The 22,992-nt window shown below is 61.3% G+C and carries 20 protein-coding genes; 10 read left to right on the top strand and 10 right to left on the bottom strand.

Annotated elements, in window-relative coordinates; all coding sequences use genetic code 11:
- The first annotated feature begins 55 nt into the window (after window positions 1-55).
- The 10 genes from bioF to ACLK1G_RS07735 all read left to right on the top strand — a co-directional run bounded on the left by bioF (window position 56) and on the right by ACLK1G_RS07735 (window position 12,013).
- Entirely contained in the window at window positions 56-1,234 is a 1,179-nt protein-coding gene (bioF, locus tag ACLK1G_RS07780; RefSeq protein WP_420764908.1) for an 8-amino-7-oxononanoate synthase, read from the top strand.
- Window positions 1,227-1,958 carry an alpha/beta fold hydrolase gene (locus ACLK1G_RS07775; protein WP_420764907.1) on the top strand — a complete coding sequence of 244 codons (732 nt, stop codon included), beginning with the start codon at window positions 1,227-1,229 and terminating at the stop codon, window positions 1,956-1,958. The genes bioF and ACLK1G_RS07775 overlap by 8 nt, the downstream gene beginning before the upstream one ends.
- Complete coding sequence (bioC, locus tag ACLK1G_RS07770) at window positions 1,951-2,763, top strand: malonyl-ACP O-methyltransferase BioC (RefSeq protein WP_420764906.1); 813 nt, start codon at window positions 1,951-1,953, stop codon at window positions 2,761-2,763. Before ACLK1G_RS07775 ends, bioC begins: the two co-directional genes overlap by 8 nt.
- On the top strand, window positions 2,760-3,440 hold the full coding sequence (bioD, locus tag ACLK1G_RS07765) for a dethiobiotin synthase (protein ID WP_420764905.1): 681 nt from the start codon (window positions 2,760-2,762) through the stop codon (window positions 3,438-3,440). Before bioC ends, bioD begins: the two co-directional genes overlap by 4 nt.
- 119 nt (window positions 3,441-3,559) lie before the next feature.
- Window positions 3,560-3,856: a pyrroloquinoline quinone biosynthesis protein PqqE gene (locus ACLK1G_RS07760; protein WP_420764904.1), complete on the top strand. Its 297-nt coding sequence runs from the start codon at window positions 3,560-3,562 to the stop codon at window positions 3,854-3,856.
- A 275-nt stretch (window positions 3,857-4,131) separates the two neighbouring features.
- Window positions 4,132-5,937, top strand: coding sequence for a phenylacyl-CoA dehydrogenase (locus tag ACLK1G_RS07755; RefSeq protein ID WP_420764903.1), 1,806 nt, complete (start codon window positions 4,132-4,134; stop codon window positions 5,935-5,937).
- 368 nt (window positions 5,938-6,305) lie between these two features.
- Window positions 6,306-7,595, top strand: coding sequence for a GGDEF domain-containing protein (locus tag ACLK1G_RS07750; protein ID WP_420764902.1), 1,290 nt, complete (start codon window positions 6,306-6,308; stop codon window positions 7,593-7,595).
- A 91-nt stretch (window positions 7,596-7,686) separates the two neighbouring features.
- Complete coding sequence (locus tag ACLK1G_RS07745) at window positions 7,687-9,483, top strand: acyl-CoA dehydrogenase C-terminal domain-containing protein (protein WP_420764901.1); 1,797 nt, start codon at window positions 7,687-7,689, stop codon at window positions 9,481-9,483.
- Between the two features lie 250 nt (window positions 9,484-9,733).
- Complete coding sequence (locus ACLK1G_RS07740; RefSeq protein WP_420764900.1) at window positions 9,734-11,512, top strand: acyl-CoA dehydrogenase C-terminal domain-containing protein; 1,779 nt, start codon at window positions 9,734-9,736, stop codon at window positions 11,510-11,512.
- 342 nt (window positions 11,513-11,854) lie between these two features.
- Window positions 11,855-12,013, top strand: a complete 159-nt coding sequence (locus ACLK1G_RS07735) for a YqaE/Pmp3 family membrane protein (RefSeq protein ID WP_038436734.1) — start codon at window positions 11,855-11,857, stop codon at window positions 12,011-12,013.
- Between the two features lie 49 nt (window positions 12,014-12,062).
- Here the strand turns inward: ACLK1G_RS07735 and ACLK1G_RS07730 are convergent, their stop codons facing one another.
- The 10 genes from ACLK1G_RS07730 to ACLK1G_RS07685 form a co-directional block, all read right to left on the bottom strand.
- Window positions 12,063-13,889, bottom strand: coding sequence for a S9 family peptidase (locus tag ACLK1G_RS07730; RefSeq protein ID WP_420764899.1), 1,827 nt, complete (start codon window positions 13,887-13,889; stop codon window positions 12,063-12,065).
- Window positions 13,855-14,985: a pyrroloquinoline quinone biosynthesis protein PqqE gene (gene pqqE, locus ACLK1G_RS07725; protein ID WP_420764898.1), complete on the bottom strand. Its 1,131-nt coding sequence runs from the start codon at window positions 14,983-14,985 to the stop codon at window positions 13,855-13,857. Before pqqE ends, ACLK1G_RS07730 begins: the two co-directional genes overlap by 35 nt.
- Window positions 14,978-15,253 carry a pyrroloquinoline quinone biosynthesis peptide chaperone PqqD gene (pqqD, locus tag ACLK1G_RS07720; protein WP_420764897.1) on the bottom strand — a complete coding sequence of 92 codons (276 nt, stop codon included), beginning with the start codon at window positions 15,251-15,253 and terminating at the stop codon, window positions 14,978-14,980. The genes pqqE and pqqD overlap by 8 nt, the downstream gene beginning before the upstream one ends.
- Window positions 15,250-16,002 (bottom strand): pyrroloquinoline-quinone synthase PqqC, encoded by a 753-nt coding sequence (pqqC, locus tag ACLK1G_RS07715; RefSeq protein ID WP_420764896.1) that lies wholly within the window; start codon window positions 16,000-16,002, stop codon window positions 15,250-15,252. Before pqqC ends, pqqD begins: the two co-directional genes overlap by 4 nt.
- Before the next feature lie 11 nt (window positions 16,003-16,013).
- Window positions 16,014-16,925 (bottom strand): pyrroloquinoline quinone biosynthesis protein PqqB, encoded by a 912-nt coding sequence (gene pqqB, locus ACLK1G_RS07710; protein ID WP_420764895.1) that lies wholly within the window; start codon window positions 16,923-16,925, stop codon window positions 16,014-16,016.
- A 79-nt stretch (window positions 16,926-17,004) separates the two neighbouring features.
- The gene (pqqA, locus tag ACLK1G_RS07705; RefSeq protein WP_003177660.1) at window positions 17,005-17,079 is read right to left on the bottom strand and encodes a pyrroloquinoline quinone precursor peptide PqqA; all 75 of its coding nucleotides are present in this window, start codon (window positions 17,077-17,079) and stop codon (window positions 17,005-17,007) included.
- A 170-nt stretch (window positions 17,080-17,249) separates the two neighbouring features.
- A complete protein-coding gene (gene pqqF, locus ACLK1G_RS07700) occupies window positions 17,250-19,685 on the bottom strand; it encodes a pyrroloquinoline quinone biosynthesis protein PqqF (protein WP_420764894.1) in 2,436 nt (811 codons plus the stop codon).
- A gap of 48 nt (window positions 19,686-19,733) precedes the next feature.
- Window positions 19,734-20,528 carry a carbon-nitrogen hydrolase family protein gene (locus ACLK1G_RS07695; RefSeq protein WP_420764893.1) on the bottom strand — a complete coding sequence of 265 codons (795 nt, stop codon included), beginning with the start codon at window positions 20,526-20,528 and terminating at the stop codon, window positions 19,734-19,736.
- A gap of 10 nt (window positions 20,529-20,538) precedes the next feature.
- Window positions 20,539-22,221, bottom strand: coding sequence for a flavin monoamine oxidase family protein (locus ACLK1G_RS07690; RefSeq protein ID WP_420764892.1), 1,683 nt, complete (start codon window positions 22,219-22,221; stop codon window positions 20,539-20,541).
- 274 nt (window positions 22,222-22,495) lie between these two features.
- Window positions 22,496-22,957, bottom strand: a complete 462-nt coding sequence (locus ACLK1G_RS07685) for an Lrp/AsnC family transcriptional regulator (RefSeq protein ID WP_420764891.1) — start codon at window positions 22,955-22,957, stop codon at window positions 22,496-22,498.
- Window positions 22,958-22,992: the final 35 nt, after the last annotated feature.

The following is a 22,992-nucleotide window of genomic DNA, read 5'->3' as shown; positions in this document are numbered from 1 at the left end:
AGCAAGCTCGCTCCCACAAAGGTCCTGGGCCAATCCTTAGACAGTTGAGGCCTGCATGCCCTTCGATCTCGCCGCACGCCTGGCTGCCCGTCGTGCCGAAAATCTATATCGCCAGCGACCGCTGCTCGAGAGCCCCCAGGGCCCGGAAGTCGTAGTGGACGGCCAGCCGTTGTTGGCGTTCTGCAACAACGACTACCTGGGCCTGGCCAATCACCCGCAAGTGATCGAGGCCTGGCGCGACGGCGCGGCGCGCTGGGGCGTCGGCGGTGGAGCGTCCCACCTGGTGGTCGGCCACAGCGCGCCTCACCACGCCTTGGAAGAAGCCCTGGCCGAGCTGACCGGCCGGCCGCGGGCGTTGCTGTTCACCACCGGCTACATGGCCAACCTTGGCGCGGTCACTGCCTTGGTGGGGCAGGGCGATACCGTGCTGGAGGATCGCCTCAACCACGCCTCGTTGCTCGATGCCGGGCTGTTATCCGGCGCGCGCTTCAATCGTTATCTGCACAACGATGCCCGAAGCCTGGCCCAGCGTTTGGAGAAAGCCATTGGCAACACGCTGGTGGTGACCGATGGTGTTTTCAGCATGGACGGGGATGTCGCGGATTTGCCGGCGCTCGCCCGTGAAGCCAAGGCCAAGGGCGCCTGGCTGATGGTCGATGACGCCCACGGCTTCGGCACGCTGGGCGTTACCGGCGGCGGTATCGTCGAACATTTCGGCATGAGCCAGGAAGACGTGCCCGTGCTGGTCGGCACGCTGGGCAAGGCGTTTGGCACCGCCGGCGCCTTTGTGGCGGGCAGTGAGGAACTGATCGAAAGCCTGGTCCAGTTCGCCCGGCCCTACATCTACACCACCAGCCAGCCACCCGCTTTGGCCTGCGCCACGCTCCGGAGCCTTGAACTGCTGCGCAGTGAGCATTGGCGGCGAGAACATCTGAGGCAGTTGATCAGCCAGTTCCGCCAGGGCGCCGAGCAGATCGGCTTGCGCTTGATGGACAGTTTCACCCCGATCCAACCCATCCTGATCGGTGATGCGGGGCGGGCGATGGAGCTGTCCCGGATGCTGCGCGAGCGCGGGCTGATGGTCACGGCGATCCGGCCGCCCACCGTGCCGGCCGGTAGCGCCCGCCTGCGGGTCACCTTGACCGCCGCCCACAGCGAGGCCCAGGTCCAGCTATTGTTGGATGCATTGGCCGATTGTTATGCAAGGCTGGGACCGGAGCCAAACCATGCGTGATCGATTGATCTTGTTGCCAGGATGGGGCCTGGGTACTTCGCCCCTCGAACCGTTGGCCGCTGCGCTGCGAGGGCTCGATGAGCACTTGCAGGTGGAAATCGAACCCTTGCCCGCTGTGACGTCGAGTGCGCTCGATGATTGGCTCGATGAGTTGGATGCTGCGTTGCCCCAGGATGCCTGGCTGGGAGGCTGGTCCCTGGGCGGCATGTTGGCCGCGGAACTGGCCGCGCGCCGGGGCGAGCGCTGCTGCGGCTTGCTGACCTTGGCCAGTAATGTGTCTTTCGTGGCCCATGAACAATGGCCGGGGGCGATGGCCCCAGAAATATTCGATGGGTTTCTTGCCGGGTGTGTTGCCGATCCGCGCCAGACGCTCAAGCGCTTCAGTTTGCTGTGCGCCCAAGGGTGCGACGACCCACGCGGGTTGTCGCGATTGCTGCTCGGCGGTGCACCGAACACCGCGCCTGACGTGTTGATGGCCGGGCTCGAATTATTGGCGCAACTCGATACCCGGGCTGCGTTGCAGGGCTTTCGCGGTCCTCAGCTGCATTTGTTTGCCGGGCTCGATGCCTTGGTGCCGGCCGAAGCGGCGGGCGAGTTGCTGGCGTTGCTGCCGGATGTCGAAGTCGGCCTGATTGAACAGGCCGGCCACGGATTTCTGCTGGAGGATCCCCACGGCGTGGCGGGGGCGATCCAGGCTTTCTTGCATGAGTCCGGTGATGACTGACTTATCCGTTGTGAAGCTACCGGGTGCTTTGCCTGATAAACGTCAGGTAGCGGCCTCGTTTTCCCGGGCGGCGGCCAGTTATGACAGCGTTGCCGAGCTACAGCGCGATGTAGGCGGGCAATTGCTCGGGCGCTTGCCTTCGTCGCTCGATCCACAGCGCTGGTTGGACCTGGGCTGCGGCACGGGCTATTTCACCCGAGCGCTGGGCGCGCGGTTCGGCGAGGACGCGGGCCTGGCGCTGGATATCGCCGAGGGGATGCTCATCCATGCCCGCCCGCAGGGCGGTGCTGCGCATTTTATCGCTGGGGATGCGGAGCGTTTGCCTTTGCACTCGGCGAGCTGCGACTTGGTTTTTTCCAGCCTCGCGGTGCAGTGGTGCGATGATTTCGCCTCGGTGTTGCGCGAGGCCCATCGTGTTTTGAGGCCGGGTGGACTGTTTGCCTTTACTAGTCTGTGTGTCGGCACGTTGTACGAACTGCGCGACAGTTGGCGTCAGGTGGATGGCTTGGTACACGTCAACCGTTTCCGTGATTTCGAGACTTATCGACAGTTATGCGCAACCAGTGGTTTGAACGTCCTCAGTCTGGAAAATCAGCCCCACGTCTTGCATTACCCGGATGTACGTAGCCTGACCCACGAATTGAAAGCATTGGGCGCCCATAATCTGAATCCCGGCCGTCCCGGTGGGTTGACGGGCAGGGCACGGATCCTGGCGCTGGTTGAAGCCTATGAACAGTTTCGCCAGGTCCAGGGCCTGCCCGCGACTTACCAGGCGGTCTACGCCGTGTTGGAGAAACCGCTATGAGCCAGGCTTATTTCATCACCGGCACCGATACCGATGTGGGCAAGACCACCGTGGCGGCGGGCCTGCTGCACGCGGCGCGCCAGGCCGGCATGAGCACGGCCGCCGGAAAACCGGTGGCTTCCGGTTGCGACGTGACGCCCAAAGGGCTGCGCAACGCCGATGCCTTGGCCTTGTTGGCCGAATGCTCGGTGCCGTTGAGTTATGCACAGGTCAATCCGGTGGCGTTCGAACCAGCCATTGCGCCGCACCTCGCCGCCCGGGAGGCGGGCGTCGCGCTCACGGTGCAGTCGCTGCTGGGGCCGATGCGTGAAGTGCTGGCGCTGGGCGCCGATTTCACTCTGATCGAGGGCGCGGGCGGTTGGCGCGTGCCGCTGGCCGGCCAGGACAATCTGTCCGACCTGGCGATTGCGCTGGGCTTGCCCGTTATCCTGGTGGTGGGCGTGCGCCTGGGTTGCATCAGCCACGCCTTGTTGACCGCCGAAGCAATCGCCCGCGACGGCTTGCAACTGGCCGGATGGGTGGCGAACATCATCGATCCGGCCACCTCACGCCTGGAAGAAAACCTGGCAACCCTGGCCGAGCGCCTCCCGGCGCCTTGCCTGGGCAGGGTGGCGCGCATCCAGAGCGTGACCGCCGAGGCTGTGGCCGGGCACCTGCAGATGGACCTGTTGGACTGACGACTTGCCAAGGTTTTGCCTATGACAAGGCACTGTGCCATTAGTGTTTTTGTCGGGCCTTTTGCCAAGCCTTCTGGTTCAATGCCAGTGCCGACCCTTTCAAGAAAACGAGCCCCGCCATGGAAATCTCAGGAAATACCGCGTTCTACGCTGGTCTGAGCACGATTCAGACGGGGCAGAACCGTGTCGACCAGGCCTCCAGCCAGATCGCCAACAACACGATCGAGCGTTCGGTCACCAGCCAATCCTCCGAAGTCCAGGTCGATCGCCTGCGCTCGGTGGATCGCAGCCAGCAATCGGACCTGGCCAGCAACATGGTGGACATGGCCCAAGGCAAGTTCCAGGTGCAATTGGGCGTGAACGTCGCCAAGGCTTCCGACGAAATGCTCGGCACTTTGATCGACACATTTGCCTGATCCGACCCGACACGGACTTTGAAAACGCCGCGATAATCGCGGCGTTTTTGCCTCTAACTCCTTCTCCCTCAACTAATCTTTCCCTGCGCGTCCTGCGCACAATTCATAGCGATGGATTTCTCGCGTCCCGAACGCCTGCTAATCGATGACGAATGGCAAAAGATCGATGCTTGACAAGTTTTGGGCGTAAACGTATGTTTCAAACAACTGTTTGACCGCTACAACAAATCCGCGCGGTCGTTCATCCCCGGTTACATCAGCAGAGGTTTATCGCTATGCCTGACTACAAGGCCCCCTTGCGTGATATTCGCTTCGTTCGTGACGAACTGCTCGGCTACGAAGCGCATTATCAGAGCCTTCCGGCTTGCCAGGACGCAACTCCAGACATGGTTGACGCCATTCTCGAAGAAGGCGCCAAGTTTTGTGAGCAGGTGCTGGCACCGCTGAACCGCGTGGGTGACCTTGAGGGTTGCACCTGGAGCGAGTCCGGCGTGAAAACTCCGACCGGCTTCAAGGAAGCCTACAAGCAGTTCGTCGAAGGCGGCTGGCCAAGCCTGGCCCATGACGTCGAGCACGGCGGCCAAGGCCTGCCGGAGTCCCTGGGCCTGGCGGTCAGCGAGATGGTCGGTGAAGCCAACTGGTCGTGGGGCATGTACCCAGGCTTGTCCCATGGCGCGATGAACACCATTTCCGAACACGGCACGCCCGAGCAGCAAGAGGCGTACCTGACCAAGCTGGTGTCCGGCGAATGGACCGGCACCATGTGCCTGACCGAACCTCACTGCGGTACCGACCTGGGTATGCTGCGCACCAAGGCCGAACCTCAGGCCGACGGTTCCTACAAAGTGACCGGCACTAAGATTTTCATCTCGGCTGGCGAACACGACATGGCCGACAACATTGTCCACATCGTGCTGGCTCGCCTGCCGGATGCACCCGCCGGCACCAAGGGCATCTCGCTGTTCATCGTTCCAAAATTCCTGCCGAACGCCGACGGCACCGTCGGCCAGCGCAACGCCGTGAGCTGTGGTTCCCTGGAACACAAGATGGGCATCCACGGCAACGCCACCTGTGTGATGAATTTCGACGCGGCCACCGGTTTCCTGATCGGCCCGGCGAACAAGGGCCTGAACTGCATGTTCACCTTCATGAACACCGCTCGCCTGGGCACTGCGCTGCAAGGCCTGGCCCACGCCGAGATCGGCTTCCAGGGCGGCCTGAAATATGCCCGTGATCGCCTGCAAATGCGTTCTTTGACCGGCCCGAAAGCGCCAGACAAGGCCGCCGACCCGATCATCGTGCACCCTGACGTGCGCCGCATGCTGTTGACCATGAAGGCCTTCGCCGAGGGCAACCGGGCGATGGTGTACTTCACCGCCAAGCAGGTGGATATCGTCAAGTACGGCGTGGATGAAGAAGAGAAGAAGAAAGCCGATGCGCTGCTGGCGTTCATGACGCCGATCGCCAAGGCCTTCATGACCGAAGTCGGCTTCGAATCGGCCAACCATGGCGTGCAGATCTACGGCGGCCACGGCTTCATCGCCGAGTGGGGCATGGAGCAGAACGTTCGCGACAGCCGCATCTCGATGCTGTACGAAGGCACCACCGGCATTCAGGCGCTCGACCTGCTGGGCCGTAAAGTCCTGATGACCCAGGGCGAAGCGCTCAAGGGCTTCACCAAGATCGTCCACAAGTTCTGCCAGGGCAACGAAGGCAACGAAGCGGTCAAGGAGTTCGTCGAACCCCTGGCTGCGCTGAACAAAGAATGGGGCGAGCTGACCATGAAGGTTGGCATGGCGGCCATGAAGGATCGCGAAGAAGTCGGCGCGGCCTCGGTGGATTACCTGATGTACTCCGGTTACGCCTGCCTGGCCTATTTCTGGGCCGACATGGCGCGTCTGGCAGCGGAAAAACTCGCAGCCGGCACCACCGAAGAAGCGTTCTACACCGCCAAGCTGCAGACCGCGCGCTTCTACTTCCAGCGCATCCTGCCGCGTACCCGCACCCATGTTGCGGCCATGTTGTCGGGCGCCAACAACCTGATGGACATGAAAGAAGAAGATTTCGCGCTGGGCTACTAAGCCTTAGGCGATTCTCCACAAGCCGCTGCTTCTTCGGGAGCAGCGGCTTTTTCATGCCTGCCATAACCCCAATCAAGGCCTTCGACGAACCCGTGGCGAGGGAGCTTGCTCCCGCTGGGCTGCGAAGCGGCCCCAAACCTGCCGAATGCGAGCATCAGACACACCGCACCCGCCGGTTTACGACAGCTTCGCAGCCGAGCGGGAGCAAGCTCTCTCGCCACGGGGATTTATAGCGATCCTGAAACAATATTCATCCAACAAAGCCTTAAGAAAACTCCGGCCTCTGCCGTTACAGCGATGGCAGTGTGACATCGGTCACACAGCGCAGGCACAATGCCATCCTTGATCAGCCGGGTCGGAGCTTACCCTTGCCGCGTTCTTCCGCTGTACGTCTCAGCCATTTCCTACCGTCACTGTTGCTGTTGTTGGCAGGGCTCGCGGCTGCCTACGTCAAGGATCTCAACGTATTCTTTACCTCCCTGTTCAATGTGCTTCCTACATTGGTATTGCTACTGGGGGGCGCGTATTGCTCCGTTTACCGGCGCCAGCGTGAACTGTTTCTGATGGTCACGGTGTACATCGCCTACTTCCTGCTGGACACCCAAACCGATTTCTACCGCGATAACGGTAAGGTGCGTGAAGACGCGGCGGTGGTGTTCCATCTCGTCTGCTTGTTGCTGCCGCTGTTGTTCGGGCTGTTCGCGGCGTGGCAGGAGCGCACCCATCTGTTCCAGGACATGGTGGCGCGGTTCGCGGTGTTGCTGGTTTTCGGCAGCGTGGCGCTGGCCCTGGAGCAAAGTTTCCCCCAGGCCTTGTTGTTGTGGCTTTCGGAGATCCGCTGGCCCGCGTTGCACGGCGCCTGGATGAGCCTGATCCAATTGTCCTACCCTATGTTCGCCGCCGCGTTCCTGCTGCTGGCCTGGCAATACTGGCGTAATCCCCGGCCACTTCACGCGGCGCAACTGGTGGGGCTGCTGGGATTGTTCTGGATGCTGCCGAAAACCTTCATCTTGCCGTTCACCCTGAACATCATGTGCAGCCAGGTGATGCTGATGATTGCCGCCGCGGTCGCCCACGAGGCGTATCAAATGGCGTTCCGCGACGAGCTCACCGGCCTGCCGGGACGTCGTGCCTTGAATGAGCGCATGCAGCGCCTGGGGCGCAATTACGTATTGGCGATGAGCGACGTGGACCATTTCAAGAAGTTCAACGACACCCACGGCCACGATGTCGGCGATCAAGTGCTGCGCCTGGTGGCCAGCAAGCTGTCGAAAATCGGCGGGGGCGGTAGGGCTTATCGCTATGGTGGTGAGGAATTTGCGCTGGTGTTCGCCGGTAAAACCATTGATGAGTGCATGCCCCATCTGGAAGTCATCCGTCAGTCCATCGAGACCTACGCTATTCAATTGCGTAATTCCGACAGTCGCCCCCAGGACGATCAGCAAGGGCGCCAGCGTCGCTCGGGCGCTGGCGCCTCCAGCGTATCGGTAACCGTCAGCATCGGCGTGGCCGAGCGCATCGAGCAGCGCACGCCCGAAGAGGTGCTCAAATCGGCGGACCAGGCGCTGTATAACGCCAAGGGCGCGGGGCGAAACTGTGTGGTCGCCTTCGGGCAGAGTCGTCGTGGTGCGGTGCGCATGGAGGCCGCCGCGGGTTGAGTGATGATGGCGCATTCAGCGTCTGGACTGTGATTGTGGGCCCCGGTGGCCGGCAGTAGGTTTAAACGATCTGCTACCGGAGAAAACCACCATGCCCGAGTACAAAGCTCCCCTGCGCGACATGCGCTTTCTGATCGATCACGTCTTCGATTTCCATGGCCGCTATGCCGAACTGGGTGCCAGCGATGCCAGCCCGGACATGGTCAGCGCCATCCTCGAGGAAGGTGCTCGGTTCTGTGAGAATGTGCTGGCGCCGCTCAATCGTCCAGGTGACGAGGAGGGCTGCCATTTCGACAATGGCGTGGTGACTACGCCTACAGGTTTCCGGCAGGCGTTCGCACAGTATGTGGAAGGCGGCTGGCACGGCCTGGCGGCGGACCCAGCGTATGGCGGCCAAGGCCTGCCCAGTTCCCTGGGCCTGGTCATCAGCGAAATGATCGGGTCGAGCAACACTTCCTGGGGCATGTACCCTGGCCTGACCCACGGCGCCATGTCGGCGATCCACGCCCATGGCACCGAGGAACAGAAGCAGACCTACCTCAGCAAACTCACCGCCGGCCAGTGGACCGGTACCATGTGCCTGACCGAAGCCCACTGCGGCACCGACCTGGGCATTATCAAGACCCGCGCGGTGCCCCAGGCTGACGGCAGCTATGCGGTGACCGGCAGCAAGATCTTCATCAGCGCCGGCGAGCACGACATGAGCGACAACATCATCCATCTGGTGCTCGCCAAGCTGCCGGATGCTCCGGCCGGAACCAAGGGCATCTCGTTGTTTATCGTGCCGAAGTTCCTGCCCGACGCCGCAGGCGAGGCCGGGGGGCGCAATGGCGTTTCCTGCGGGTCGATCGAACACAAGATGGGCATCAAGGCCTCGGCGACCTGTGTGCTGAACTTCGACGGCGCCAAGGGGTTCCTGATCGGCGAGGCGAACAAGGGCCTCAACTGTATGTTCACCATGATGAACCATGCCCGCCTCGGCACCGGCATGCAGGGTCTTTGTCTGGGCGAGGCGAGTTTCCAGGGCGCGGTCAGATACGCCAATGATCGTCTGCAGATGCGCTCGCTGACCGGCCCCAAGGCGCCGGAAAAAGCGGCCGACCCAATCATCGTCCACCCTGACGTGCGCAGGATGCTCTTGACGATGAAGGCCTTCAACGAAGGCAACCGGGCGCTGACGTACTTCACTGCGCAATTGCTCGACACCGCGCACTTGAGCCGCGACGAAACCGCCCGCCAAGAGGCCGAAGACCTGTTGGCCTTCCTCACGCCTATCTGCAAAGCGTTCATGACCGACACGGGGCTGGAGGTAACCAACCACGGCATGCAGGTTTTCGGCGGCCACGGCTTTATCCGCGAGTGGGGCATGGAACAATTGGTACGCGATTGTCGGATCGCGCCGATCTACGAAGGCACCAACGGCATCCAGGCCTTGGACTTGCTGGGACGCAAGGTGCTGGGCAGCCAAGGCAAGCTGCTGCGCGGGTTTACCAAAATTGTTCATCAGTTCTGCGCCGCCAATACCGGGCATGCGCAACTCCAGGGATACATTGCGCAACTGGACGGGCTTAATCGGCAATGGGGTGATTTGACGACCCAGGTCGGCATGGCTGCCATGAAAAATCCCGATGAGGTGGGGGCCGCCTCCGTGGATTACCTGATGTACAGCGGTTACATCATCCTGGCTTACCTGTGGTTGCGCATGGCGTTGGTGGCTCAGGCGCAACTCGACAGTGGCGATGGCGACGCGGATTTTTGCCGGGCCAAGCTGGCGACTTGTGAATTTTATTTCAAGCGCCTGTTGCCGCGCACGGCCGCTCATCGCTCAGCTGTCGAGGCGGGAAGCGAATGCCTGATGAAGTTGCCGGCGCAGTTGTTTGCGCTTTGATGGGATTAAATAGCTCCGGGGGGTGGGAGGTGGCGCCCGCTTGAGTGCGTAGCGCTCAAAAAAGGCTGCTGCGCACCCCAGCGGGAGCAAGCTCCCTCGCCACGATAAAACATCAAATTTCGACCGTGACTAAAAATTACAAAACGGTCATGGGTTGACCCTATGTGTCGCAAAAGTTGTTGGGGTACACTCTGGCCCATTGTGAAACGCTTTCCCACGAACCAATTGTTTAGATCCTGCGAGGTTTGCCATGGCTGACTACAAAGCGCCCCTGCGCGATATGCGCTTCGTCCTCAATGAAGTATTCGAGGTCGCGAAACTTTGGGCTCAATTGCCGGCGCTGGCCGACACTGTGGACGCTGAAACTGTCGAGGCGATTCTTGAAGAGGCCGGCAAGGTCACCAGCAAAAGCGTAGCGCCCCTCAGCCGCGCGGCTGACGAGGAAGGTTGCCACTGGGCTGACGGCGCCGTCACGACCCCGGCAGGTTTCCCACAGGCTTATAAGACTTATGCCGAAGGCGGCTGGGTGGGTGTCGGTGGTGATCCTGCGTATGGCGGCATGGGCATGCCCAAGGCTGTTTCGGCCCAGGTCGAAGAAATGGTCAACTCCGCCAGCCTCTCATTTGGGCTGTACCCGATGCTGACCGCCGGGGCTTGCCTGTCGATCAATGCCCACGCCAGCGAAGCGTTGAAGGCCGCGTACCTGCCGAATATGTACGCGGGCATCTGGGCCGGCTCGATGTGCCTGACCGAGCCTCACGCCGGTACCGACCTGGGGATCATCCGGACCAAGGCTGAACCCCAGGCCGACGGTTCCTACAAAGTCAGCGGCACCAAGATTTTCATCACAGGCGGCGAACACGACCTCACGGAAAACATCATTCACCTGGTGTTGGCGAAGCTCCCGGACGCACCGGCCGGGCCGAAAGGCATCTCGCTGTTCCTCGTGCCGAAATTCATGGTCAATGCCGACGGCAGCCTGGGCGCACGCAACGCAGCCAACTGCGGTTCGATCGAGCACAAGATGGGCATCCAGGCGTCCGCCACCTGCGTGATGAACTTCGACGAAGCGGTAGGTTATCTGGTCGGCGAGCCCAACAAAGGCCTGGCGGCGATGTTCACCATGATGAACTACGAGCGCCTGGGTGTCGGTATCCAGGGCCTGGCCACTGGCGAGCGTTCCTATCAGAACGCTATCGAATACGCCCGCGATCGCCTGCAAAGCCGTTCGCCAACCGGCGCGCAAAACAAAGACAAGATCGCTGACCCGATCATCGTCCACCCGGACGTGCGCCGCATGCTACTGACCATGAAAGCCTCGAACGAAGGTGGCCGCGCATTTTCCACCTACGTGGCGATGCAACTGGATACCGCGAAATTCAGCGAAGACCCAGCCACGCGCAAGCGCGCGGAAGACCTGGTCGCGCTGCTGACGCCGGTGGCCAAGGCTTTCCTGACCGATCTGGGCCTGGAAACCACGGTCCATGGCCAGCAGATCTTCGGCGGTCACGGTTACATCCGTGAATGGGGCCAGGAGCAACTGGTGCGTGACGTGCGCATCACACAGATCTATGAAGGCACCAACGGTATCCAGGCGCTGGATCTGGTAGGGCGCAAGATCGTCGGCAGTGGTGGGGCGTTCTATAAATTGTTCGCCGATGAAATCCGTCATTTCACCGCCACCGCAAGCAGCGATTTGTCGGAGTTCACCCAACCGTTGAACGATGCCGTTGGCACGCTGGACGAGCTGACCGAATGGCTGCTCGATCGGGCAAAAAACAACCCGAACGAAATTGGCGCGGCTTCGGTGGAATACCTGCAAGCGTTCGGCTACACCGCTTATGCCTACATGTGGGCGTTGATGGCCAGGGCGGCCCTGGGCAAGGAAAGCCAGGATGATTTCTACGCAGGCAAGCTGGGCACGGCGCGATTCTACTTCGCCCGCCTGTTACCGCGAATTCATTCGCTGAGCGCTTCGGTGAAGGCCGGCAGTGAGTCGCTGTTCCTCTTGGAGCCGGGTCAGTTCTGAAAACGTGTCGTGATGTAAGCAAATGCTTACATCACGTGCTGGCGATTTCCCTCTATCGGCAGATTGGATCCACGGCTAATCTAGCTTCCATGGACGTAGCGCAGGACGCGCAAAAGTAACAACACGGACACGTAGGATTCTGCCAGGAAGGCGGAGTGAAATGGATGTCAGGGAAACAGTCTGCAAAGCCCCGCTTCGGCGGGGTTTTCTTTTGCCTGCGTTTTTTGTCCGCGCATAACGTTCCCTTTGGGCGCCCCTTGAAGGTCCGCACTGAACCCTGACGAGCGGTCAGGTGTCCATGAGCATATGGCAATATGGCCATCGCCAATCAGGGAGTCATCCATGGATATCATTCGCATCATCATCGCCATTCTTCTGCCGCCGCTGGGTGTGTTTCTGCAAGTCGGTTTCGGCGGGGCTTTCTGGCTGAATATTCTGCTGACGCTGTTGGGCTACATCCCAGGCATCGTGCATGCGGTGTACATCATCGCCAAGCGCTGAAAGTTTGCAGCTAGAGGATTGCTCTTGTGGCGAGGGAGCTCGCCACTTTTTATAAGCTCGCTTCTATCACTTTTCGATAAAACAACCACTCATGCTCCAGCGCATGCGCCTGGCTCAACGCCTTGCGAAAGCCGTGGCGCTCGTCCGGGTAGTAGTGCGCCTCCACCGGAACACCGTTGTCTTCCAAGGCCTTGACCATATCGCGGGTTTGCTGCGGCACGACCACGGCATCGAGTTCACCTTGGAAAAAAATCATCGGGGCGCGGATCCGGTCGGCGTGAAGCAACGGCGTGCGGGCCCTGTAGCGTTCGGCGTCCAGCTGTGGATCGCCGATCAGCCAGTCCAGGTAGTCCCCTTCGAATTTGTGTGTCGCGCGGCCCAGGGCAGCGGGGTCGCTGACGCCGTAGAGGCTGGCGCCGGCACGGAATACGTTCCGGAACGCCAAGGCGCAAAGTGTCGTGTACCCACCGGCGCTGCCGCCACGAATGAAGGCGCAGCGGCTATCGATCAAGCCCTGCTCATCCAGATACGCGACAACCGCGCAGGCATCCTCGACATCCACCACGCCCCAGTTCAAATGCAATGCCTGCCGGTAAGCCCGGCCGTAGCCACTGCTGCCGCGGTAGTTGAGATCGGCCACGGCAAAGCCGCGCTGGGTCCAGTATTGGATGCGCGGGTCGAAAATGGGATAGCAGGCCGACGTCGGCCCGCCATGGATAAACACCACCAGCGGCGGTTTAGCCTTGGCGTCCATTGCAGGATAAAAGAACCCGTGGGCCTCGCTTGAAGCGACGGGATAGCGCAGGGTTTGCGGACAGCTGATGTGCTCGGCGGGTAACGGCGAAACGCCGCCGGCCACGATTATGGCTTCGTGGTTTTGTCGTTCAATAGCAATGATCGCCGACGGGCTGGTCGGCGAAGCGGCAATTGCATAAACGAATTGCTCATCCAAGGCCAGGCTGCGAAAGCGGCTGTAGGGTCCGGTGAACTCCTCAATCGCGCCGCTATGGCGCAGGCCCAGCCGGCCAAAACCCGCTTCGGTCCAGCTCGCCAGGTAAATGTCCTCGCCCAAGGGCAGCCACGTACAGCCGCCCAATTGCCAAGGCGCCGGGGCGTGATCGGCTTCGGCGGCAGCCAATGGTTTCAAGACGCCGGCATCTTCGACCCAGGGCTGCCAATAACCACCCCGATCCGTCAGGCAATAAAGACGATTCGCCGCGTCGAATCGTGGTTGCTGGATGGACTCATCCTCACCTTGGCCGGCCACGCAGCGCGGCTCACTCCAGCCTGCATCGTTACGCTCTGCCAACATCAGTCGCGTGGCCGTCCAGGGTTGATGAGGACGGCTCCATTCGATCCAGGCGAGGCGCTTTTGATCCGGGCTCAGGATCGGCGCGGCGTAGAAATCCGCACCCTCGGCCAGCACCCGTCGCTTAAAATCGGTCAGCCCGATCGACACCAGACGATGCTGATTGGCCTGTTCCTCAACCGCCAGCACTCGCCCCGCGGCGAAGTGCAGGTCGCCATATCGCCTCTCGCCCGAAGTCAGCGCCACGGGACGATCGCCGTCCAATGACTGGTGATACAGCTGTTGGTCGGCCTCGTTGACAAACAGCACGCCGTCATCGCTCAGACAAAACGACCCGCCACCGTATTCGTAGACCCGACTGCGCGCGCTGAACCCGTCCGGGGTCAGACAGCGGGCCTTGGCATCTTGCCAATGCCAGATCCGGCAGGCGCCATCCGCTGGGCGGTATTCATTCCAGAAAAGCCCTGAAGGCCCGAGTTGCAGTTCGGCAAAGTCGATGCCTGCCGCGACAGCCTGGGCGGCGCTGAGCGGATCAGCCTTTAACGATGAGGCGCGAGTTTCGTTCATTGCGAAAGGCCAATTGTTCAATGGTTTGCGTGGCATGCTCGGCGTCTTCGCGCGCCTGGAGAATCATGTCGTGGTGTTCGGATTTGCTGCACACCGGGTCGGCGTTGCTGGCGTCGCCTGTGAGCATGAACGCCTGGCAGCGGCAGCCGCCGAAATCCTTTTCTTTTTCATCGCACGAGCGGCAGGGCTCGGGCATCCAGTCATATCCGCGGAAACGGTTGAAGCCGAACGAGTCGTACCAGATGTGCTGCATGCTGTAATCGCGCACATTCGGGAACTGGACCGGCATTTGCCGGGCGCCATGGCACGGCAATGCGGTGCCGTCCGGCGTGACGGTCAGGAAGATGCTGCCCCAGCCGTTCATGCAGGCTTTGGGGCGTTCCTCATAGTAGTCTGGGGTCACGAAGATCAACTTGCACGGATTGCCTTCGGCTTCCAGCTTGGCCCGGTATTCGTTAGTAATGCGTTCGGCCCGCACCAGCTGTTCCCGGGTGGGCAGCAGACCGACGCGGTTGAGGTGCGCCCAGCCATAGAACTGGCACGTGGCGAGCTCGACGAAGTCGGCTTGCAGGGCGATGCACAGCTCGATGATGCGATCGATCTTGTCGATGTTGTGCCGATGGGTCACGAAGTTCAGCACCATCGGATAGCCGTGGGCCTTCACCGCCCGGGCCATTTCCAGTTTTTGCGCGAAGGCTTTCTTCGAGCCGGCCAGCAAGTTGTTCACCTGCTCATCGCTGGCCTGGAAACTGATCTGGATATGGTCCAGGCCGGCCTTCTTGAAATCGCTGATTTTCTGTTCGGTCAAACCGATACCGGAGGTGATCAGGTTGGTGTAGAAACCCAACTTGCGCGCCTCCCCGATCAGCTCCGCCAGGTCCTGGCGCACCAGCGGTTCGCCACCGGAAAAGCCCAACTGCGCAGCGCCCATCTCCCGGGCCTCGCGGAACACCTTGAACCACTGCTCGGTGCTCAGTTCCTTGCCTTGCTCGGCAAAGTCCAGCGGATTGGAGCAGTACGGGCATTGCAGCGGGCAGCGATAGGTCAGCTCGGCCAGCAGCCACAACGGAAGGCCGACGGCGGGCTTCTCAGGCAAGGGTGATCCAGTGCTCAGCACGGGCGACCTCCATGAATTGCTCGATGTCGTCACCGAGCTCAGGCACACCGGGAAATTGTTTGTCCAGCTCAGCGATGATCGCCGCCACATCGCGCTCGCCATCGATCAGGCCACCGATCAGCGCAGCGCTGTCGTTCAGCTTGATCATGCCTTCAGGATAGAGCAGCACGTGACCTTTCTGGGCCGGTTCGTACTGAAAGCGATAGCCGGGGCGCCAATCGGGGATTTGGCTGCGATCGAAACTCATAAGGCGATTCCTTTGTGCCAGACCCGTTGGTCGGTCACGGTGTGATAGGGCGGGCGGTTCAGTTCGTAGGCCATGCTCATGGCGTCGAGCATGCTCCAGAGAATGTCGAGTTTGAACTGGAGAATCTCCAGCATGCTTTCCTGGCCTTCACGCGTGGTGTAGTGCTGCAAGGTGATCGCCAACCCGTGCTCCACGTCGCGCCGGGCCTGGCCCAGGCGGGTGCGGAAGTATTCGTAGCCGGCCGGGTCGATCCATGGGTAGTGCTGCGGCCAACTGTCGAGGCGCGACTGGTGGATCTGCGGGGCGAACAGTTCGGTCAGCGAGCTGCTGGCGGCTTCCTGCCAGGAGGCGCGGCGGGCGAAGTTGACGTAGGCGTCTACGGCGAAGCGCACACCTGGCAGCACCAGTTCCTGGGAACGCAATTGATCGGGATCGAGGCCCACCGCTTGGCCCAGCCGTAGCCAGGCTTCGATGCCGCCGTCTTCGCCAGGGGCGCCGTCATGGTCAAGCAAACGCTGGATCCACTCGCGGCGGATCTCCCGATCCGGGCAGTTGGCCAGGATCGCGGCGTCCTTGAGCGGAATGTTCACTTGGTAATAGAAGCGGTTCGCGACCCAACCCTGGATCTGCTCGCGGGTGGCTCGGCCTTCGTACATCGCCACGTGGTACGGGTGATGGATATGGTAGAAGGCGCCCTTGGCGCGCAAGGCTGCTTCAAATTCTGCGGTGGTCAATGGCGTGTCAGTCATTTCGGGGCCTCCTACAGTTCGATGCTCATGCCGTCGTAGGCGACTTCGACATTGCGTCGCACCAGCTCGGCCCGCTCGGGTGAATCCTCGTCGAGTATCGGGTTGGTGTTGTTGATATGAATAAGGACCTTGCGTTGCTCGGGCAGTTGCTCCAGCACTTCGAGCATGCCGCCGGGACCGTTCTGCGCCAGGTGGCCCATTTCCCGACCGGTGCGGGTGCCGACGCCACGGCGCTGCATCTCATCGTCGTCCCACATCGTGCCGTCCACCAACAGGCAGTCGCTGCCGGCCATGATGTCCAGCAGCGGACCGTCGACCTTGCCCAGGCCCGGTGCATAGAACAGCTTGCCGCCGGTGCGCAGGTCTTCGACGATCAGCCCGATGTTATCGCCCGGGTGCGGGTCGAAGCGGTGCGGGGAATAGGGCGGGGCGGCGCTGCGAAGTGGCAGTGGGGTAAAGCGCAGGCTTGGGCAAGCGGCAATAGTGAAACTCTGATCGAGTTGGATGCGGTTCCAGCTCAGGCCGCCGTTCCAGTGGGTGAGCATGTTGAACAGTGGGAAACCCGTGCTCAGGTCTTCATGGACCATGTCGGTGCACCAGACCTGGTGCGGGCAACCTTCGCGCAGGCTGAGCAGGCCGGTGGTGTGGTCGATCTGGCTGTCCATCAGAATGATTGCGCCGATACCGGTGTCCCGCAGGGCCCGGCCAGGCTGCATCGGGGCAAATCCCTGGAGCTGGGCGCGAATGTCCGGCGAGGCGTTGCACAGCACCCAGCTCACGCCGTCGTCGGAAATCGCGATGGACGACTGGGTACGCGCCTGGGCCCGCAGGCTGCCGTTGCGAAAACCTGCGCAATTGGCGCAGTTGCAGTTCCACTGGGGAAAACCGCCGCCCGCGGCGGAGCCTAGAATCTGGACGAACATGGTCGCTCCATCTGCAAACCGAAAATAAAAACGCCCCGGATGACCGAGGCGTGGTGTTGCGTACTACCGCCTGCAGCAATCAACGGCTGGCGAAGTACATGGTGACTTCGAAGCCGATACGCAGATCGATATATGCGGGTTTGGACCAGGACATGGGAATACTCCTTTGGTTGGGATACTTCGGTTAGATGGTACGGGTGGAACCTATACATATAGTCCACCTCCGCTCGGAGATGTTCAGATGCTTAGGCGGCTATGTTACTAAATCTGACAAATTCCTTCGCCGCGATTCTTTGAGAAAGCTCGTTGCATGGCCGGTAACGATCATTGCACCGCGCGCCAGGGCGTTCCCGGGCACGGCGCGTTGCTCAGGCAGGAACGACCGCCGAGGGCTTCTTTCAAACGGTGCGCGGCGTCGACCAGTTGTCCGCGTGTCATCGATGTTATGACGTCGGGTAACCGTTGCAGGTAGTCCGTTGGACGACCGGCCAGTTTGCCCTGCCAGAGCAGTTCGGCTGCCTGGGCGATGGGCATCGCCGCGCTTTGAAGCTGGCTGGCCAAGGCCTGTTGCTGGCTGGTCAGGGTCGAGTCGTCTAGCTGCTGGATCAACTCAGGCAAGGTTTCCAGGAACTGCTCCATATGTTCAGCCAACTGCGCTGCCGAGGCACCGGGTGATTGGGCGCCCAGTAGCAGGCCGGTGCGTCCGTCGATCTGCTTCAAACCACTGAACACCGCATAGCCCAGTTGCAGGTCCACTCGCAGGCGTTGGTAGTACGGGGTTTGGCTCAGATGGGCGAGCAAACGCCACGCAGCCTCGTCGCAAATGTCCTGGGTTGCCGTGGGGCAGAACATCAGTACGGCGTGGTCGTCTCCTGGAGTTTCGAGCGTGTGCCAGGTGCGTCCCGGAGCAGCCACGAGCGTCGACACCACTTCTTCTCGGGCGATCCCAGGGATTCGCGCCAGAACGGGGCCCAGCGCCACTTGAGTGGCCGCCGCCAGACCGACGGCCAAGCCGTCCCATCGGGCGTTCGTCCAGACGCTCTGATCGCTGTCGGACGATGATGGCGATCGTGGGGGTTGCCGCAAGAGCTCCGGCAATTCACGCAACAGCTGTCGGATCGGTATCAAGGGAGGCTCGCTATTGGCCGGGACTGGCGGCAGCGGCTGGCCCAGTTCCACCAGCAGGTGTTCAAGTACTCGCGGCATCGGTGCCTGTAAGCCGGTCAGTTTCAGCAGGCATTGTTCGTCATGAGTCTCGAAGGTAATGTCCACGCCGGCCTGGCGGGCGTCTTCGCGCAGATCCGCCAATTGCCGATCGAGCCTGCGTTGGTGGCCGGGCGATACGGGGGCCGCCAATAGCCAGCGCAGGTACACCGCGCCTTCCGGCGAGGTATCCGGCAATGCCTGGCTGAACTGCATGGGCGAGCGTTCGCGCCGGCCCCGGCTGCGGTCTTGTGCGAATGTTCGTAGGCCGCGGTGGGCACTGGTTTGGCCGCGAATCAATCCGGCGCGGGGTGGTTCGTTGATGCTTTGCAGAAACGGGTTGGGCGAGGGCAATTGCCACGGTTCGACGGGCTGATCGACGGCGTGTAATTGCTTGAGGATTTCCCTGAGGCGCATCAGGTCGTTTTCCGACAAAGGGCCTTGGAGTCCTTCGCTGTCCCAACGAGCCAGTTGCAAGGCTGTTGCCGTCTCCAGTTGGCGTTGGCGTAGCGCAGTGAACGCCTGGCGAAGTGATGCCCAGTCATCCTGAGCGGCAAAAAAACCCAGCCAATCGCGCAGCAGCGGTTGGATATCAGTCGGCACCTGGTCGCGGTCGTGCTTGAACTCGATGTGAAGCAGTGCCTGACCAGAAAATTCATACAGGGGCACGGCTTTGAGGCTGTCAGCCAGACCGCGTTGGCGCAACGTTGCAAGCAACCCGCCCGGTTTAGGGGCGTTGAGCCAGTGGCAGAGGAAATCCAAGGCTTGGGGCGAGGCGGCAGGCAAGCTTTCGAAGGCGAACAGTACGTCGAGCGAATCTTGCCGGGCCTGCTGGTACCCGGTCTCGGTTGCTGCCATGAGCCTCGGCGGTGGCTGCCTGACCTGCGTCCTGCCGGTTGGCAGGCTTTCACCGAACTGAGTGGCCAGCGCCTCCAGGGTCCCGATGCGTTGCGGGCCGGCCAGGCTCAAGGTCATCTGGCCGCTCTGATAGAAACGCTGATAGAAATCGCGCAGCGCGCTCTGGAATTCTGGCTGTGGTACGGCGAGGCTGTCGCGATTGCCCGCATGAAAGCCGCGCAGTGGGTGATCCTTCGACAGTCCTTCATACAAGGCAACCTGCCGCTGGGCCGCCGCATCCTGGGACCAGGCAATAAACTCTGCGTGCAGCACTTCCCGCTCTCGCAACTGGTCGGTCTCATCCAGACGCGGATGGGCCAGCATGTCCGCCAACCGCTCAAGCCCACCGGGCAGGGCGGCAGGTGGCAGCTCCAGAATAAACTCCGTGGTGCGTTCACTGGTACGCGCGTTGACCTGCCCGCCGTGGTCCCGCACGTAGGCCATCAGGTTCTGCCCAGTGGGAAAACGCTCCGTTCCCAGGAAGAAAAGATGTTCAAGAAAGTGCGCCAGCCCCGGCCAGGCCTTGGGCGCATCATGGCTACCGGCGGCCACGCGCAACACCGCAGCGCTGCGCTTGAGGCCAGGAGCATGACGCAACGTCAATTTCAGGCCGTTGGACAGGGTTTCGGTATGGGGGCGGAGGGAATCGGGGGCCGGCATGAGCGCTTCCAGGACTGGGATGTGCTCATGCTAGCGGATTAGCCCGGATCAGTGTTTATGCAAGTCGCCGTACAGCGCCGCACGCCGATCGTGCAGGTAGTTGTAGGCTGCCCGCGATTGCTCCATCAATTGTCGATCCAGCTCACCCACGATCAACGCTTCGTCCAGCCCCGCCAACGCCGGGCGGCTGCCGTTCGGGGCGGCAATGCTGCTCTGACCGCAATACTGCAACTCACCTTCGTGGCCGCAATAGTTGGCATAGGCCACGAAACACTGGTTCTCGATGGCCCGGGCGCGCACGGTGACGTCGGCGATGAACTCGTACGGATGCATGTTGGCGGTGGGTACCAGGATAAGCTCGGCGCCGGCCAGCGCCAGGCGCCGGGCATTTTCTGGAAACTCCAGGTCATAGCAGATCAGGAAGCCGAGCTTCCAACCGTTGAGCTCCACGATCGGCAACGCTGAATCGCCCGCGCTGAACATTGTGCGGTCGAGGTCGCCGAACAAATGACTCTTGCGATAATTGGCCAGGCGCTCGCCGTGGGCGTCGATCAATTGGACCGAATTGTAGATCTGCCCATCTTCGCTGCGCTCCGGGTAACCATAGAGAATGGCCAGGCCGGCCGCCTTGGCGATGCGGCCGATTTGCTGCGCCCATTCGCCGTTGTAGACCTCGGCCAGTACATTCACCGCATCGACCCCAATGTTGTAGCCAGTCAAGAACATCTCCGGCAACACCAGCACATCGGCACCCCTGGCTTCCAGCGCGACCTGGTGCAGTCGCTGCAGGTTGCCGGCCGGTTCCATGGGCAGCGGTGGGCATTGGTAAAGGGCTACGCGCATCGACAACTCCTTATTCGGGCAAGGCGATCGGACCGATCTCGTCGAACACATCGCCTGGCCCCGGGTTCTCGGGGTGAGTTTCACCGCCGAAATGTTTCATGATCCCCCACACGGCATTGAGCGAGGTCTGGACCGCGCCTTCTACCCAGGCGGGTGTCCATGAGACGTCATCACCGGCGATAAAGATCCCTTTTTGTTCAGCCGGCATGTCGTCTTGCATGAAGTGTGCATACATGCGTTGGTTGTATCGGTAGTGGCCCGGCAGGGCGCCTTTGAATGCACCGAGGAAATAGGGGTCGGCTTCCCAGGAAACTGTGATCGGATCGCCAATGATCCGCGCGGCGATGTCGACGTTCGGATAGATTTTTTTCAGCGCATCAAGCGCCAGTCTCACGCGTTTTTCCACGGGATACGGCAGCATTTTCAACGCATCGCTCATCCATGAGTAGGACAGGCAGATAACGCCTGGCTTGTCGTCGCCGTTGTCGAACAGGTAAGTGCCGCGAGTCAGCCGGTCGGTGAGGGTCATGCTCATCAAGTCGCGGCCGGTCTGCGGGTCCTTGTCCTTCCAGAAGGGCCGGTCGACCATCACGAATGTCTTCGATGCTTGCATGTAGCGGGTGCGGTCCAGGGCCATCCACATTTTTTGCGAGAACAGCGCTTCTTCACATTCGATCTGGGTGGTCAGCAGCCAAGTCTGGCACGTCACCAGCACGGCGGCGTATTCCCGGGTGTCACCCCAGACGTCGGTCACGGTGAAGCGGTCGTTATCGGCACGGGCAATGCGCTTCACGCCGCTGCGAGGCGCGCCCAGGTGCAACGAATTCAAGCTGGTGCCTTCCGGCCAATGCACGCAGCGCTCTGGCACGTGTTTCCAGATTCCGTGGGGGACCTGCTCGACGCCGCCGACCACCAGGTGCTGATGATCGTCGCAGTTGGTCATCACCACGCGAAAGATTTCGAGCATCGAGTTGGGAAAGTCCGAGTCCCAGCCGCCAGTGCCGAAACCAACCTGGCCGAACACTTCGCGATGCTGGAACGAGAGCTTGGCGAAGGCCTTGGACGTAGCGACAAAGTCGTAGAAGGTGCGGTCATCCCACAGCGGCACCAGGGTGTTCCACAGCTCCTTGAGACGCGGGACGTCGCGGTCGCGGATCGCTTGCTGGATATCGCCGAAGCGCGAGCCAGCCTCCAATGCGTCGGCCCAGGCGTCGGCCACTTCTTGGAATAACGCCGGAAGGTCAGCCATGCTTTCTGCGTAATAGGTCTGTCCTTCAAGGTCGATGACCGTGCTGCCCGAGGCCGACGTCAACGGGTTGGGAAAGGGTTTTGTCTCCAGGCCCAGCTTGTCGACGTAGTGGTAGAACGCCGTGGACGACACTGGGAAACGCATGCCGCCGAGTTCGGCGACGATACCTTCGGCGCCGTTGAACGCTTGGGAGCGCAGGCGTCCGCCCAGCTTCGACGCCTCGTACACCACCGGTTTGAGGCCCATTTTCATCAGCTCGTAAGCCGCCACCAGGCCGGCGATCCCGGCTCCGACAATCGCTACCTCGGCGCCGTGATTGTGCTTCGGGATCATGCCCAGGCCGGCTGGGTGTTCGATCCAGTCGTCAAAGGCGAAGGGAAAGTCCGGGCCGAAAATGGTGATGGGTTTCTTGCCGTTGGCAGGGTGGCGATTGTTCTTGTTCATGGCTGACCTTGGGAGGCGACTCGGCGCGGTGTTCGCGTCTGAGTATAGGAAAGATGCCAGCCATTCTAGAGAGCATGAAACACGTTAATAAGACGCAATGTGTCGTCGTTTTGTACGTATAGCCGTCATTTTCACTGGCTAAATAGGCTTAATGACGAAGCCAGCTCTTGTAGGAGCGAGCCTGCTCGCGATAGCGGGCCGTCAGCCCGTGCAAATGTTGACTGATCCGCCGCCATCGCGAGCAGGCTCGCTGCCCCAGGATTTTGGGCAGGTTCTAGACGGGCTGCCCCCGGTCGATCTTGCTGCTGAGAATGATCGAAGTGGTGGTTTTCTCCACCCCGTCCACGCTGCCGATCTGGTCCAGCAGTTGATCCAGCTGTTCCGGCGAGTCGGTGCGCAGCCAGGCCACGTAATCGAACTCGCCGCTCACCGCGCACAACTGCTGGACCTGGGCCATCGCACTCAAGCGCCGCAATACGTCTTTCCCCGAGCGTGGCTGGACCTTTATGCCGACGTAAGCCTGCAAACCGCCATCGATCACTCGCTGCCCCAGACGCACGCCGTATCCGGTGATGATCTTGGATTTTTCCAGTCGAGCCAGACGCGAGGTCACGGTCGTGCGGGCGATGCCCAACTGCCGGGCAAGCACGGCGACGCTTTCCCGGGCGTTGATTTGCAGCGCCGCGATCAGCTGGCGATCAATTTCGTCGAGGACGGGAGGGCGGGTATCAGTCAAGGTCAGCTCCGGCGCAGGCATCATTGGCGGGCATG

The organism is Pseudomonas algeriensis (assembly GCF_048847255.1).
Lineage (GTDB): Bacteria > Pseudomonadota > Gammaproteobacteria > Pseudomonadales > Pseudomonadaceae > Aquipseudomonas.
This window is presented reverse-complemented; position numbering and strand designations above follow the sequence as displayed.

Coding starts and splice junctions, on each gene's coding strand:
- bioF (WP_420764908.1), top strand. CDS start 56: ATGCCCTTCGATCTCGCCGCACGCCTGGCTGCCCGTCGTGCCGAAAAT.
- ACLK1G_RS07775 (WP_420764907.1), top strand. CDS start 1,227: ATGCGTGATCGATTGATCTTGTTGCCAGGATGGGGCCTGGGTACTTCG.
- bioC (WP_420764906.1), top strand. CDS start 1,951: ATGACTGACTTATCCGTTGTGAAGCTACCGGGTGCTTTGCCTGATAAA.
- bioD (WP_420764905.1), top strand. CDS start 2,760: ATGAGCCAGGCTTATTTCATCACCGGCACCGATACCGATGTGGGCAAG.
- ACLK1G_RS07760 (WP_420764904.1), top strand. CDS start 3,560: ATGGAAATCTCAGGAAATACCGCGTTCTACGCTGGTCTGAGCACGATT.
- ACLK1G_RS07755 (WP_420764903.1), top strand. CDS start 4,132: ATGCCTGACTACAAGGCCCCCTTGCGTGATATTCGCTTCGTTCGTGAC.
- ACLK1G_RS07745 (WP_420764901.1), top strand. CDS start 7,687: ATGCCCGAGTACAAAGCTCCCCTGCGCGACATGCGCTTTCTGATCGAT.
- ACLK1G_RS07740 (WP_420764900.1), top strand. CDS start 9,734: ATGGCTGACTACAAAGCGCCCCTGCGCGATATGCGCTTCGTCCTCAAT.
- ACLK1G_RS07735 (WP_038436734.1), top strand. CDS start 11,855: ATGGATATCATTCGCATCATCATCGCCATTCTTCTGCCGCCGCTGGGT.
- ACLK1G_RS07730 (WP_420764899.1), bottom strand. CDS start 13,889: ATGAACGAAACTCGCGCCTCATCGTTAAAGGCTGATCCGCTCAGCGCC.
- pqqD (WP_420764897.1), bottom strand. CDS start 15,253: ATGAGTTTCGATCGCAGCCAAATCCCCGATTGGCGCCCCGGCTATCGC.
- pqqC (WP_420764896.1), bottom strand. CDS start 16,002: ATGACTGACACGCCATTGACCACCGCAGAATTTGAAGCAGCCTTGCGC.
- pqqB (WP_420764895.1), bottom strand. CDS start 16,925: ATGTTCGTCCAGATTCTAGGCTCCGCCGCGGGCGGCGGTTTTCCCCAG.
- pqqF (WP_420764894.1), bottom strand. CDS start 19,685: ATGCCGGCCCCCGATTCCCTCCGCCCCCATACCGAAACCCTGTCCAAC.
- ACLK1G_RS07695 (WP_420764893.1), bottom strand. CDS start 20,528: ATGCGCGTAGCCCTTTACCAATGCCCACCGCTGCCCATGGAACCGGCC.
- ACLK1G_RS07690 (WP_420764892.1), bottom strand. CDS start 22,221: ATGAACAAGAACAATCGCCACCCTGCCAACGGCAAGAAACCCATCACC.